Source organism: Nocardia sp. GCM10030253, assembly GCF_042675075.1.
In the GTDB taxonomy this organism is placed as follows: domain Bacteria; phylum Actinomycetota; class Actinomycetes; order Mycobacteriales; family Mycobacteriaceae; genus Nocardia.
The window spans coordinates 541,788-555,409 of the sequence record NZ_JBHTDL010000004.1 but is presented as its reverse complement, the minus strand read 5'-3'; the positions used below and the strand labels follow the sequence as shown (position 1 = coordinate 555,409).

Below are 13,622 nucleotides of genomic sequence, written 5' to 3'. Positions count from 1 at the left end.
CACATTTCGGCGCGAGCGGGATTACGTCGCTCCCCCCGCCGGCCAGCCGACCGCCCGCGCGCCCGGCTCGTCGGGTCGAACGGTTAGTCGACGATCGTCCAGGTTTCCGGGCCGTTCAGCAGCGATTGCAGCGAATCCTGGTGCACCGGTTTGCGTTCGCGGGCCGTGGCCGCTTGGGCGCGGACGCCGTCATCGTAGGTGGGGCGGGTGACGGCGCGGAAGATGCCGGTGACCACGTGGCCGAGGTCTTGGTCGGAGAGGCGGGACAGGGCGTAGGCGTATTCGGGATTGTCGGTGTAGGCGTCGTGCACGACGATGTCGGATTCCGCGACCGCGTCGGTGCGTGCCACTTCGAGGGCGAAACCGTTTCGTACCACGGCGAATTCGCCATCGGCGCCGAAGCGGATCGGCTCGCCGTGGTGCAGCCGGATCAGGCGGGATTCGGCGTCGCCACGACGCAGCACATCGAAGGACCCGTCGTTGAAGATGGGGCAGTCCTGCAGGATTTCGACGAACGATGTGCCCCGGTGTTCGGCGGCGGCGCGCAGCACCTCGGTGAGGCCGGGGCGGTCGGAATCCAAGGCACGCGCCGCGAAACCGGCTTCCGCTCCGAGCGCGACGGACAGCGTGTTGAACGGGTGGTCCACCGAACCCATAGGTGTCGACTTGGTGATCTTGCCTGGTTCGGAGGTCGGCGAGTACTGGCCCTTGGTGAGGCCATAGATCCGATTGTTGAACAACAGGATCGTCATGTTTACGTTGCGGCGCAGGGCGTGGATGAGGTGGTTGCCGCCGATGGACAGCGCGTCACCGTCACCGGTGACCACCCATACCGACAGATCCGGGCGGGTCACCGCGAGACCGGTGGCGATGGCGGGTGCGCGGCCGTGGATGGAGTGGATGCCGTAGGCCTCCAGGTAGTACGGGAAGCGGCTGGAGCAGCCGATCCCGGATACGAACATCAGGTTCTCCCTGCGTAACCCGAGTTCGGCTAGGAAGCTGCGCACGGTCGCCAGGATCACGTAGTCGCCGCAGCCGGGGCACCAGCGGACTTCCTGATCCGTGGTGAATTCCTTCACCTTCTGCGGGCCGTCGGCGGTGGGTACACCGGACAGTCCGGTCAGCCCCAAATCTGTTCCGACAAGTGAGGTCTCCACGATGGTCATTCGTTGCCCCCAGTGCTAGCGGTGTTGTTTCGAGCGACCTGCGACCCGTCGCCGGCGGTGCGGTAAGTGGCCCGCGCTCGCGCGGCGAAGGCCTTGTCGAGTTCCATATCCTCGATCGAGCCGTCCAGCGCCGCATCGATCACCCCGACGAGCTCTTGGGCGGAGAACGCGGTGCCCGCGATCTTGGTCCAGGGCTGCACATCCACCAGATATTTCGCGCGCAGCAGCAGCGCGAGCTGGCCGCTGTTCATCTCGGGCGTCACCACGGTGCGATAGCGCCGCAGCACGTCACCGAGGTTGGCGGGCAACGGATTCAGATGCCGCAGGTGTGCCTGCGCGACCGGGACACCGCGACGGCGCGCCCGACGGCACGCCTCACCGATCGGCCCGTACGAACTACCCCAGCCCAGCAGCAGGAGTTCGGCGCGCCCGTCCGGATCGTCGACCTCGACGTCGGGAACGGCGATCGCATCGATCTTGGACTGGCGCAGGCGCACCATCAGCTCATGGTTGGCCGGTTCGTAGGAGATATTGCCACTGCCGTCGGCCTTTTCGAGTCCGCCGATGCGGTGGGCACGCCCCTTGGTGCCCGGCACGGCCAGTGGCCGGGCGAGGGTATCGGGGTCGCGCGCATAGGGCTGGAACCCGCCCTCGTCGTCGGCGTCCGGCTCGAACGCCGGATCGATCGGAGCCAGCTCTGACACGTTCGGAATCGACCACGGCTCAGAGCCATTGGCTATGGCGCCGTCGGAGAGCAGCAGCACCGGAGTGCGGTAGGTGAGTGCGATCCGCGCCGCTTCCACCGCGGTCGCGAAACAGTCGGCGGGAGAGCGGGGCGCGAGCACCGCGACGGGCGATTCACCATTGCGGCCGTAGAGCGCTTGCAGCAGATCGGCCTGCTCGGTCTTGGTCGGCAGACCTGTGGACGGGCCGCCGCGCTGTACATCGACGACTATCAGCGGCAGCTCCGTCATCACCGCTAGCCCGACGGTCTCGCTTTTGAGCGCCAATCCTGGGCCGGAGGTGCTGGTGACGCCGAGGGCGCCACCGAGCGCGGCGCCCAGCGCGGCGCCGATACCGGCGATCTCGTCCTCCGCTTGGAAGGTAATGACGTCGAAGTTCTTGTGCTTGCTGAGTTCATGCAGGATGTCCGAGGCCGGCGTGATCGGGTAGGTACCGAGGAAAACGGGCAGACCGGAGAGCTGCCCGGCCGTCACGAGTCCGTAGGCGAGTGCGGTATTGCCGGTGATCTGCCGGTAGGTGCCCGGCGGCAGCGCGGCGGGCGCCACCTCATAGGTGGTGGCGAAGCTCTCGGTGGTCTCGCCGTAGTTCCAGCCCGCTCGTAGCGCCAGCAGGTTCGCCTCGGCGATATCGGGTTTGGCGGCGAACTTATCGCGGACGAACCGCTCGGTGCCATCGGTCGGGCGCCCGTACATCCAGGAGATCAGCCCGAGCGCGAACATGTTCTTCGCGCGCTGGCCGTCCTTCTTGCCGACCCCGGTGGGTTCGGTGGCGCCCATGGTCAGCGACGTCATCGGCACCCGGTGCACCACGAAATCCGACAGTGAGTCGTCCTCGAGGGGGTCGGCGGTGTAACCGACCTTGGCGAGGGTGCGTTTGGTGAACTCGTCGGTGTTCACGATAAGAGTTGCGCCGCGCGGCAGGTCCTCGACGTTGGCCTTCAGCGCCGCCGGGTTCATCGCCACCAGCACGTCGGGCTGGTCGCCCGCGGTGAGGATGTCGTAGTCGGCGATCTGGATCTGGAAGGACGAGACGCCCGGTAGCGTGCCCTGTGGTGCGCGGATCTCCGCCGGGAAGTTGGGCTGGGTGGCGAGGTCGTTGCCGAATGCGGCCGCTTCATGCGTGAAACGGTCACCGGTGAGCTGCATTCCGTCCCCGGAGTCCCCGGCGAACCGAATTACGACCTTTTCCAATTTCGCTGTGCCGACATCATTTTGGTGCGAAACCATGTGCCTGCTTCACTTCCTCGTCGGTGAGAGGGTGCCATTGGCCAACCTACTCCGCTGTGCGGGCGATTGACCGCGAAGCGCGCGGTCCGATGAGAATTGTTCGGTGGGGGCGGCGAATGTACTCAGGCGAACAGCGACAGTTGTTCGTCGGCCGCGCGCGGGCTCTCCGGTCGTGCCTGCGGTTGCGCGGGTTGTTCGCGGGTCAGGCCGTGCTGTTCCAGCAGCGGATCGGTGCGTCCGCGTAGCCAGGTCGAGTACTCGGGCGTGACGTACGCGCCGCGCCCGTACAACTGCCGGTAACGGCGCAGCAGCGCCGGATGCGCCTCGGCCAGCCAGCCGAGGAACCAGCCGCGGGTGCTGCCGCGCAGGTGCATCGGAAACGCGATCGCCGAGGCAGCCCCCGCCGCGGCAATCGCGCCGAACAGTTCGTCGAGGTGGGCCTGGCTGTCGGTGAGGTACGGAATCACCGGCGCCACCATGACATTCACGTCGAATCCGGCGTCGGCCAGTGCGCGCACCATATCCAGGCGCGCCTTCGGTGATGGCGTGCCGGTCTCGAGACTGCGGTGCAGATCGATGTCGAGGATCGCGATGGACACCGCGACACTCACCCGCACCTGGCGCGCCGCCAGCGTCAGCAACGGCAGGTCCCGGCGCAGCAGTGTGCCTTTGGTCAGGATGGAGAACGGCGTGCCCGAATCGGTGAGAGCGCGGATGATTCCGGGCATCAGCCGATATCGACCCTCCGCTCGTTGATAAGGATCGGTATTGGTTCCGAGCGCGACCGGCTCCCGGTGCCAGGACCGTCTACCGAGTTCCTTACGCAGCACCGCGGCGATATTGGTCTTCACCACGATCTGTGAATCGAAATCGCGGCCCGCGTCCAGCTCCAGATACTCGTGGGTGCCGCGGGCGAAACAGTAACGACAGGCGTGCGAGCAGCCGCGCATCGGATTGATCGTCCAATGGAACGGCAGACTCGCACCCTCGGGCATCTTGTTCAGCGCGCTCTTGCACAGCACCTCGTGAAAGGTGATGCCTTCGAATTCCGGCGTTTGAACGGTGCGCACGAAACCGGCCCGGTCGAGACCGGGCAAGGCGCCGTCGTCGGCATCCAGGGTTTGGCTTTGCCACCGCACCCCATCAGTCGAACATGCGTTCTAATGCCTGTCAAGCGACGGGTGTCAGGCGATCTGCCTGGTGTCGGGTGGTGTCAGCTGGTTCGGATCGTTGAAGAAGGCCACCAGGTCGCGCACGGTCTCGTCGATGGGGCGCGGCTGGTAGTTGATTTCCCGCTCCGCTTTGCCGTGATCGACCACCGGTGCGGAGACCAGCGCGCCGAGCGCGGCCCGCGACATGATGTCGGTGCCGAGCAGCTTTCCGATCGGCTCGAGTACTGGAATGAGGCCGCCGATCAGGCGGGGTGAGATCGAGAACTTCGGTCCTTTCCTTCCGCCGTGGCCCGCGGCAAGGTGACACAGGTCAAGCATCGAGATCATGGACCCGCCCAGCAGGTAGTTCTCGCCGGTGCGGCCGCGCTCCGAGGCCAGGATAAGGCCCTGCGCGACATCGCGCACGTCGACCAGGTCGAAACCGCCGGCGATCATCGCGGGTACCCGGCCGCGCGCGGCGTCTTTGAGGGTGCGATTGATGCGCGAGAGCGGAGTGCCGTGATCGACCGGGCCGAACACGCCGGTGGGATTGCAGATCACCGCGTCCAGGCCCTTGTCGATCACCTTGCGCAGTTCGACCTCGCCCGCCCATTTGGAACGGTCGTAGACCGGCAGGCTCTCGTCGGTGGACCGCAGCGAGCCTTCATCGATGCGGCCGCCGCAGCTGTACTGGTTGAAGGCGTGGATGGAGCTGGCGTGCACCATCCGGCGCACGCCGAGGTCGAGCGCGGCCTCGGCGACGACCCGAACGCCCTCGGTGTTCACCTTCCAGGCCAGGTCGTTCTTCTCGGCCAGCGTGATCACGGCGACCAGGTGGTACACGATTTCCGCACCGGCGAGCACGGTACGCATCGACTCCGGATCCAGTACGTTGCCCGACACCCAGGTGACGTGGGGATCCGCGGGGCGCTCGGGAGCCACGCGGTCGATGGCGACGACTTCGTGCCCTTGCCCGACGAGCAGGCTGAGCAGATTCGTGCCAAGGTAGCCGGCTGCGCCGGTCACTGCGACCTTCATGGCACCGACAATATAGAACTTGTTCTAATTTGCAACACGTTCCAGTTACTTTCGGGTGGCGGCCGGTTCGTTTCCGAGGGCCCGTTGGACTCGAAACTTGCCGGTAGGGTCCGCTATATTGGGGCCCATCCGAAGCGGCGTGGTCGCGCGGGCAGGGAGTGCACGAAGCTGATGTTCACGATGATTGGGGGGCAGCTCGATGAGTGATTTCTCGATGGAGACCGAAGGGGTCGCGACGTTCGCCGCGACGAACGCCGGGATCGCCGGTGAGATCGCGGGAGCGGGTAATTTCGACGCGGTCGGCAATGTCGCCGCGATGACGCCGGTCTTCGGTTTGATCGGCGCCGACTATCTGGTGGCGTTCGCCGCCGCGCAGGTATTGCAGGCCAGGGATATCAATGATCTCTCGGGCAAGTACGCCAAGTTGTCGGAGGCCACCTTCAGTACGGTCGCCACCATCAACGGTACCGATCTCGGCAACGCGGGCTCGATGGCGGCGATCGCCAACCAGATCGGAGGCGCGGTATGAAGCCGCTGGACTCAGCGAATTCGGGTGTGATCGCGCCGGCCGACCAGGCCGCCGCCGCGGTCGATCACACCGCGGCCGCCGCACAGCAGTCGGCGATCAATGCTGCGCAGAGCGTGCCGTCCCAGGGCTTGGTGGATGTGCCGCTGGGGCAGCTGCCCGCCGATATGCCGCCGGTCGAGGCGCCCGAGTTCTACCTCGCGCGCAAGATCAGCGAAGACTCGCCGACGTTGGGCACCGTCCCGGCCGGAGTGCCTGGCCTGTCCGGGAATCCGGCATCCGACCCGAACGACATCCTCGCGGGCATTCCGTCGGATGTGTCGAGTCTGCTCGATGGCGCCAACGCCGCGATCGGTCACGCCGCGGCTCCCGTGCTCGGCGCGGCGCAGGGGGTGCTCGGTCAGGCGCAGGGTGCGCTCGGCGGCGGTGGCGGCGCTGCGGCAGCCGCGACTCCTGCCGCTGCGGCGCTGCCTGACATGTCCGCCCTGCCCGCTCTGCCCGCCGACCCGGTCGCGGCGCTGATGAGCGGATTGTCGCTGCCCGCACTGCCCGGTGTCGACATGCTGTTCAAGCCGATTCTCGACCTGCTCGGCAGCTTCGGCACCGGGATCCTCGGCGCCCTCGACCCGACCAAGATTCTCAGCGAGTCCTCCAAGGTCATCGAATCGGCGATGCAGGTGGGCAAGGGCAGCATGGCGACCGTCGACCAGCTGTGGCAGGGGCAGGCCGCGCGCAACGCGCAGGTCGCGGGCCAGAAGGCGAATACCGAGGGTCAGGACACCAGCCAGCGCGGCTTCGACATCTCCGACCTGACCACCAAGGCCGCTGCCGTAGTGCAGCAGGGCAACGTGCAGCTGACCGGGATCGCGACCTCGTTCGCTACCCAGGCCACCGCGCTCGCGCCGCTGATCCTGACGCCGCCCGCGCAGGCTTCGCTGATCGCCACCGCCACCGAGCACCTCGGCCAAGCGGTGAGCGTCGCCAACGCGACCCGCGGCGACCTGGCGGGCAAGACAGCCGAGCTGACCGGTCTGGTCAACCAGCTGATCGCACCTGGCGGGTTGCCGCAGCCGCAAGAGGTCGCACAGGCGGTGATGCAGAACATCGGCGAGCCGATCGTGGCCCAGGCGCAGGACACCGCGACGCAAGCGGCCAGCGCGCTCGATACGAGCGGCAGCGGTCTGGGGAGCCCGACCAACCCCGCCTCGGCGAATCCGAGCACGCCGGGCGGTTCCGGCACGGGCAGCCCGCTCGGCGCGCTCGGCAGTCCGAGCCGCTCCGGCAGTCCGAGCCGGACCGGCTCGCCGGGCAGCCCGAGCTCGCCCTCGACGCCACGTGCGGGCGGTTTGCCCGGCGCGGCGGTGCCGCCGGCGCTGCGTCCGGTCGCGGGCATGCCTGGTTCGTCGCTCGGTTCCGGCTTGGGCACCACCCCGGCCGGTGCCGGCAGCTCCAACTTCATGGGTGGTGGCCCCGCCGCGGCAGGCCAGCGCGGCAATGACAACGAGGAACACTCGCGCAACGTGGACCCGTACCAGAGCCGGACCGGCAACGACGATCTCACCGGACCGCTCGGCGAGTCCACGCCGGATGTCATCGGTGCGACGCACTCGGACGAGATGGTCAGCTCCGACTACGAGCAGGACCAGTTCTAACCCGAACGCAGGCAAGTGATTTCACGACGGTGCCCTATTCCCGGTCCGGGCGGAGGGCACCGTTCCGAGTGAGGGTGAGCTGGGCGGTCTGCCTGCTGTCTTCGAGCGGTTCGCCCTCGTCGTCGAGGAATACGACGACCACCGTCACACTGCCGCCCGTGTAGAAACTCGCCTTCGAGTCGGCGGCGGGGCGATGGCGGCCGAGTTGGTATGGCTGTTGCCGTCGCAGGTAGGCCTGCCCCATCATTCGGCCGTGGCCTCGGTGGTCTTGTCGTTGCGATTGCCAGCGGAACGCTACCGGCCGCCGCCGAGGGAATCGGGGAGGCCGGGAACGCGGTGTCGGATCAGCTCTGTACGAAGGAGTCCACGAGCTTGCGATAGAGGTCGGTGAAGCGCTGCCTGGCTGTCTGCTGCTCGGTGGTCAGGCCCTCGGTGAGCTCAGGCGCGTACATGATCAGGTGCACGTCCTGGTCCGCCTGCTCCGGCATGACGTCGATGATCTGGCTGCCCTGATCGGTCGCGCTCGGCATGCCGAGGTCCACCGTCGACAGCGCTCTGATCTCGCCGAGTGCCGCGTTCAGCACATCCAGCGGGACAGCGCCGTTCAGCCGCTGCGGTGGGGTGTCGGGGGCACGGTCCGCGGCGATGGCGTCGGGCGTCTTGACCGCGCGGCCGTCGGGGTACACCTCCAGCATCGGACGCAGGTCGACCCGGCTCTGCCAGCCGGTGGGCATGGTGGTCAGCGTGAGTAGCGCGATGGCGGGTACCGCGGGCGTCGGGGGTGCGGGCTCGGCCGCGGCGACCCCCCAGCCGCCGGCCAGTGTCACTACGAGAAACAGCAGTGCCGACTTCATTTTTCGCATGAAATCTCCATCGTAGTTGTGCCACAGGCAATCTGCCATCGGTCATCGCAGCGTGCGGGCTTGCTACAGCCCACACGTGCTGTGGCGTCGATCATCCGTCATCGGTGAGAGTTGTTGTCAGCGGGGTTCGTTCAGCGCAGGGCGGGCGGATTGCTCAGGTCCGGTGCGGAATACGTATCGCAGGCCTTGATCTCGCCGGTGCGGTAGCCGGTGAGAAACCACTTCTGGCGCTGATCGGAGGACCCGTGGGTCCATGCCTCCGGGTTTACCCGGCCTTGCGCGGCGCGCTGGATCCGGTCGTCGCCGACCGCCGAAGCGGCCGAGAGGGCGTCGCGGATATCGTTCTCGGACAGCGGCTTCAGGAACGGCTGGCCGCCGCCGGGCGCGGGCATTTTATCGGCGAAATGCGCCCAGATACCGGCGTAGCAGTCGGCCTGCAGCTCGGTGCGGACCGCGCCGGACTCCGGTCCACGCGGGTCGCGCTGGGCGCGTCCGATATCGCCGAGCTGGTTCTGGATGTGGTGGCCGATTTCGTGCGCGACCACATACTCCTGCGCGAGCGGGCCGCCGCTGGAACCGAAGCGGTCGACCAATTCCTGGAAGAAGCGGGTGTCGAAATATGCGGTCCGGTCGGCCGGGCAGTAAAACGGCCCCACCGCGCTGGTCGCATTGCCGCAGCCGGTCGAGACGGCGCCGGAGAACAGCACCAACTTCGGCTGCACGTAGCGCTTGCCCGTCTGCTTGGGTAGTTCGGCGCCCCACACCGAGTCGAGGCTCTGCGCGGTGAGCACCACGCGGCAGTCGACGTACTTATTGGCGTCCGCGCCGGTCTTGCAATGCTCCGGAGTGCCCGCCGTGCCCGGCTGCACCTGCACGTTTTCGGTGCCGTTCAACTGACCGAGCAGCGAACCGGGATCCCCGCCGAGCAGGAGACCGAGGACGAGCAGGATCAGACCACCCGCGCCGCCACCCAGCGCGAGCTTGCCGCCCATGCCGGGCCCACCGCCGGACGAAGCTCGGTCCGGGTCGATCTGCAGGCCCTCGTTGAAGGTCATCGCCGTCGCTTTCTGCTCGTCCGTCCGCCTCGGTCATGCCCCGCCGGTATAGCTTGGCACGGGTCCGGCGATATCGGTTTTCACTCGGGGAATGTGTCTCACTACGATGGCAACCGCACCGGGTGGCCTTTCCGGTGTCACATTCGTCGAAAGGAATCCCGTGCTGCGCACCCACTTGGCTGGTTCGCTGCGAAGCGAGCACGCCGGTCAGACCGTCACGCTCACCGGCTGGGTGGCCCGGCGGCGTGACCATGGTGGCGTGATCTTCATCGATCTGCGCGATGCGTCGGGCGTTGCGCAGGCGGTGTTCCGCGAAGGCGAGCCCGCCGCGCAGGCGCACCGGCTACGCGCCGAGTATTGCGTGCGGGTCACCGGTGTGGTCGAGCTGCGGCCGGACGGTAACGAGAACCCGGAGCTGCCGACCGGCACCATCGAGGTGAATGTCGCCGAGCTCGAGGTGCTCAACGAGAGCGCTCCGCTGCCGTTCCAGCTCGACGAGCAGCCGGGTGACGAGGCCCGCCTCAAGTACCGCTACCTCGACCTGCGTCGTGAGACGCCGGGCAAGGCACTGCGCCTGCGGTCGAAGGTCAACGCCGCTGCCCGCACGGTGCTGGCCTCCCACGAGTTCGTCGAGGTCGAGACCCCGACGCTGACCCGCTCGACGCCCGAAGGCGCCCGCGACTTCGTGGTGCCCGCACGCTTGCAGCCCGGCAACTTCTACGCGTTGCCGCAGAGCCCGCAGCTGTTCAAGCAGTTGCTGATGGTCGGCGGGATCGAGCGCTACTACCAGATCGCACGCTGCTACCGCGACGAGGACTTCCGCGCCGACCGTCAGCCCGAGTTCACGCAGCTCGACCTCGAGATGAGCTTCGTGCGCCAGGAGGACGTGATCCTGGTCGCCGAGGAGATCCTGGAGGCGCTGTGGAAGCTGGTCGGCTACGAGATCCCGTTCCCGATTCCGCACATGACCTACGCGGAGGCCATGCGTCGCTTCGGTAGCGACAAGCCGGATCTGCGTTTCGGTGTCGAGATCACCGAGTGCGCGGAGTACTTCAAGGACACGCCTTTCCGGGTGTTCCAGGCGGAGTATGTCGGCGCGGTCGTGATGCCGGGCGGCGCGAGCCAGCCGCGGCGTCAGCTCGACGCTTGGCAGGAATGGGCCAAGCAGCGCGGTGCGAAGGGTCTGGCTTACGTCCTGGTGCAGGAGGACGGCACCCTCGGCGGTCCGGTCGCCAAGAACCTCAGCGACGCCGAGCGCGAGGGCCTGGCCAAGCACGTCGGCGCGGTGCCTGGTGACTGTGTGTTCTTCGCGGCCGGTCCGGCCAAGGCGCAGCGCGCGCTGCTTGGTGCGGCTCGCGGCGAGATCGCCCGCAAGGTCGGCCTGATCGACGAGAACGCGTGGGCGTTCGTGTGGATCGTGGACGCACCGATGTTCGAGCCCACGGCCGATGCGACCGCGAGCGGCGATGTGGCGCTCGGCTATTCGGCCTGGACGGCGGTGCACCACGCGTTCACCTCGCCGAAGCCGGAGTCCATCGACACCTTCGACACCGACCCGGGTTCCGCGCTCGCCTACGCCTACGACATCGTGTGCAACGGCAACGAAATCGGCGGCGGCAGCATCCGTATCCACCGCAGGGACGTCCAGGAACGCGTCTTCAAGGTGATGGGTATCAGCCATGAGGAGGCGCAGGAGAAGTTCGGATTCCTGTTGGACGCCTTCGCTTTCGGTGCGCCGCCGCACGGCGGCATCGCCTTCGGCTGGGACCGTATCACCGCACTGCTCGCCGGACTCGACTCGATCCGCGATGTGATCGCCTTCCCGAAGACCGGTGGCGGCGTCGACCCGCTGACCGACGCGCCCGCGCCGATCACCCCGCAGCAGCGCAAGGAAGCGGGCTTGGACGCGAAGCCGGAGCAGAAGAAGAGCGACGCAGCCAAGAGCGACGCAGTGAAGGGCGCCGACGCGTAGCGGCGCCGACGCGGCCGTGATAGCGGCCGTGCTCGCCGGAACGGTACCTTCTGGTCGAGTTCGCTCCGTCGATCCGACGGCCGACGTCGACCATGAGGGGAATCCGTTGCTGCACCTGCGCATGATCAGTCCGCCGGAGTCGACCGACAAGGTGCTCGCGGTGCTGGCCGCCGACCCGGGCGTCACGCATGTGACCCTGGCTCGGGCGGCCGCGCTGGAGCCCGCGGGCGATCTGGTGCAGGCCGATGTCGCGCGTGAGGCGGCCAACGATGTGCTGGCCGACCTCACCGCGCTCGGCATCACCCATTCCGGCGGTATCACCCTCGGGCCGGTGGAGACCGTGCTCTCCGATGCCGGGGACCGCGCGATCGACGAGGCACCGGGGGTTCCGACCGATGCGGTGGTGTGGGAGGAACTGCTCGGGCAGGTGCACGAGGAGTCTGCGCTCAACTCCACCTTCGTCGCCTTTCTCACCATCGCCTGCCTGCTTGCCGCCATCGGCGTCGCGACGGACTCGGCGGTGACGATCGTCGGCGCTATGGTCGTCGGCCCGGAGTTCGGTCCGCTGGCGGCGTTCGCAGTGGGGTTGGTGCGCCGCGATTTTCGGCTCGCGCGCCGTTCGGCGCTCGCGCTGGCGATCGGATTCCCGGTGGCCATGTTGTTCACCCTGGCGGCGACGCTGGCGTGGGACAAATTCGGCTGGATCACCCTGGCCGGGATCCAGGACATCAAGAACGTCGACTTCATCTACGAAGTCGGTCCATTCTCGCTCGTTGTCGCGCTGCTCGCCGGTGGGGCGGGGATGCTCTCGCTGGTCACCGCGAAGTCGGCCGCGCTCATCGGGGTGTTCATTTCGGTGACGACGGTGCCCGCCGCCGGATTCGCGGTGGTCGCGGCCACCATGGGGGAATGGCGTATCGCGTTCATGTCGGCGGGTCAACTCGCGGTGAACCTGGCGGGCATCGTCGCGGCCAGTGTGATCGTGCTGGAGTTGCGCCCTCGCGCGGGCAGCGAGGGCGGACCCATCGCGCGCTTCAAGCAGTGGATCGGAATGCGGCCGCTGATCGGATAGCGACCGCGGGTGTTGCGGTCAGAGCGGTGCGACCATGCCGCCGGTCAATGTCCGGTACGCGTAGGTCACCGCGATCGTCGCCACCGGCGCCGCCACGAACAACCCGAGACCGCACAGGACAGCGCCGACGAAGGTCAGCACCATGACCGCGAGACCGAGCAGCAGCACCGGCCCGATATTGGTGACGACCAGGGTGGCGCTGGCCTTGATCGCGGCCAACGGGCCGAGATCTTGATCCACGACGTAATGCAGCGCGAACATGCACAGGAACCCGGCGATCAGCCCGGGCACGACGCACAGCGCCCACCCGATCCCGGTGAGCACGAACGCCAGCAGCGCGGTCAGCAACACATTGCCCGCGTTCACGAAATGGAAGTACGACCCGAAAACTGGTTTGTAGCCGTCGGTTTCGTACAGCGCGCCGCGGACGAGCGCGGCCTGCAGCAGCCAGATCCCGACCATCACTACCAGGAAGATCATCAGCAGCGACAGCAGCGACGTCGGGTTCACGATCCGGACGAGGAGCACGAAGGCGAGATAGATGAGCACCCCGACTGCCGTGACACCGAGCCAGGGCGCTGGATTCGCCCGGAACCGCTCCCAGCCATAGCTCAACGCGTTGCCGACGTCGAGACTGCGCGGGACGTCGGCGGCCTGGTAACCGTAGGTCGGCTGTGGGCCACCGGGCGGAGTCGGCATGATGCTGGGCGGTGGCGGCGTGGCGCCGGGATATGACGGCGCCATCCCGAGCGGCGGCGCCATCGTACCGGGCGGCGGACCCGCCGGACCGGTTCCCGGTGGACCGTAGCTCGGGTGTGGCGCGGGCTGTTGCGGCGGTGCGAATGGCGGCGCCGCGGTGTGTGGCGTCTGTGTCACCGGCGGCGGTGGCTCCACCGGTTCGCTGCCGTAATGGGCCGCGCCCGGGCCCTCGAACTGCGGGTATCCCGCCGGACCCGCCATCTCGTGGCGGCCGTGTCCAGCGCCGGTGTCCGGCGACTGTGGGTCGGGGCTTTCGTGCTGACCCGGCCGTGCGGCGAACTGCTCGCCACCGCTCTGCTCGGGAGATTTGCCAGCTGGATCGTTCGGTGTGGAAGACGGTGTGTCGGCCATTGTCGTAGACCTTTCGACGCAACTGGTTTGCGGTGTGGCGCACGGCA

The 13,622-nt window shown here is 67.6% G+C and carries 12 protein-coding genes; 4 read left to right on the top strand and 8 right to left on the bottom strand.

What is annotated here, in order from left to right; translation table 11 throughout:
- Positions 1-83 precede the first annotated feature (83 nt).
- From ACFQZZ_RS06635 to ACFQZZ_RS06620, 4 genes are all read right to left on the bottom strand, one after another.
- Entirely contained in the window at positions 84-1,166 is a 1,083-nt protein-coding gene (locus tag ACFQZZ_RS06635) for a 2-oxoacid:ferredoxin oxidoreductase subunit beta (RefSeq protein ID WP_378675431.1), read from the bottom strand.
- Positions 1,163-3,136, bottom strand: coding sequence for a 2-oxoacid:acceptor oxidoreductase subunit alpha (locus tag ACFQZZ_RS06630; RefSeq protein ID WP_378675428.1), 1,974 nt, complete (start codon positions 3,134-3,136; stop codon positions 1,163-1,165). Before ACFQZZ_RS06630 ends, ACFQZZ_RS06635 begins: the two co-directional genes overlap by 4 nt.
- Before the next feature lie 122 nt (positions 3,137-3,258).
- Entirely contained in the window at positions 3,259-4,275 is a 1,017-nt protein-coding gene (locus ACFQZZ_RS06625; RefSeq protein WP_378675425.1) for an Rv2578c family radical SAM protein, read from the bottom strand.
- Positions 4,276-4,320: 45 nt separating this feature from the next.
- On the bottom strand, positions 4,321-5,325 hold the full coding sequence (locus ACFQZZ_RS06620) for an NAD-dependent epimerase/dehydratase family protein (protein WP_378675422.1): 1,005 nt from the start codon (positions 5,323-5,325) through the stop codon (positions 4,321-4,323).
- Between the two features lie 199 nt (positions 5,326-5,524).
- Between ACFQZZ_RS06620 and ACFQZZ_RS06615 the strand changes: the two genes are divergently transcribed.
- Positions 5,525-5,854 carry a type VII secretion target gene (locus tag ACFQZZ_RS06615; RefSeq protein ID WP_378675419.1) on the top strand — a complete coding sequence of 110 codons (330 nt, stop codon included), beginning with the start codon at positions 5,525-5,527 and terminating at the stop codon, positions 5,852-5,854.
- A complete protein-coding gene (locus ACFQZZ_RS06610; protein ID WP_378675416.1) occupies positions 5,851-7,503 on the top strand; it encodes a hypothetical protein in 1,653 nt (550 codons plus the stop codon). The genes ACFQZZ_RS06615 and ACFQZZ_RS06610 overlap by 4 nt, the downstream gene beginning before the upstream one ends.
- Positions 7,504-7,537: 34 nt before the next feature.
- On the opposite strand, the gene ACFQZZ_RS06605 is transcribed toward ACFQZZ_RS06610, so the two are convergent.
- The 3 genes from ACFQZZ_RS06605 to ACFQZZ_RS06595 form a co-directional block, all read right to left on the bottom strand.
- A complete protein-coding gene (locus ACFQZZ_RS06605; RefSeq protein WP_378675413.1) occupies positions 7,538-7,750 on the bottom strand; it encodes a hypothetical protein in 213 nt (70 codons plus the stop codon).
- Positions 7,751-7,847: 97 nt separating this feature from the next.
- Positions 7,848-8,366: a hypothetical protein gene (locus tag ACFQZZ_RS06600; RefSeq protein WP_378675411.1), complete on the bottom strand. Its 519-nt coding sequence runs from the start codon at positions 8,364-8,366 to the stop codon at positions 7,848-7,850.
- A gap of 131 nt (positions 8,367-8,497) precedes the next feature.
- Positions 8,498-9,421 carry a neutral zinc metallopeptidase gene (locus ACFQZZ_RS06595; RefSeq protein ID WP_378675408.1) on the bottom strand — a complete coding sequence of 308 codons (924 nt, stop codon included), beginning with the start codon at positions 9,419-9,421 and terminating at the stop codon, positions 8,498-8,500.
- A gap of 160 nt (positions 9,422-9,581) precedes the next feature.
- On the opposite strand from ACFQZZ_RS06595, the gene aspS reads away from it, so the two are divergent.
- Complete coding sequence (gene aspS / locus ACFQZZ_RS06590; RefSeq protein WP_378676427.1) at positions 9,582-11,393, top strand: aspartate--tRNA ligase; 1,812 nt, start codon at positions 9,582-9,584, stop codon at positions 11,391-11,393.
- Positions 11,394-11,499: 106 nt separating this feature from the next.
- Complete coding sequence (locus ACFQZZ_RS06585) at positions 11,500-12,465, top strand: DUF389 domain-containing protein (protein WP_378675405.1); 966 nt, start codon at positions 11,500-11,502, stop codon at positions 12,463-12,465.
- Positions 12,466-12,483: 18 nt separating this feature from the next.
- Here the strand turns inward: ACFQZZ_RS06585 and ACFQZZ_RS06580 are convergent, their stop codons facing one another.
- Positions 12,484-13,575 carry a hypothetical protein gene (locus ACFQZZ_RS06580; protein ID WP_378675402.1) on the bottom strand — a complete coding sequence of 364 codons (1,092 nt, stop codon included), beginning with the start codon at positions 13,573-13,575 and terminating at the stop codon, positions 12,484-12,486.
- Between the last annotated feature and the right edge of the window lie 47 nt (positions 13,576-13,622).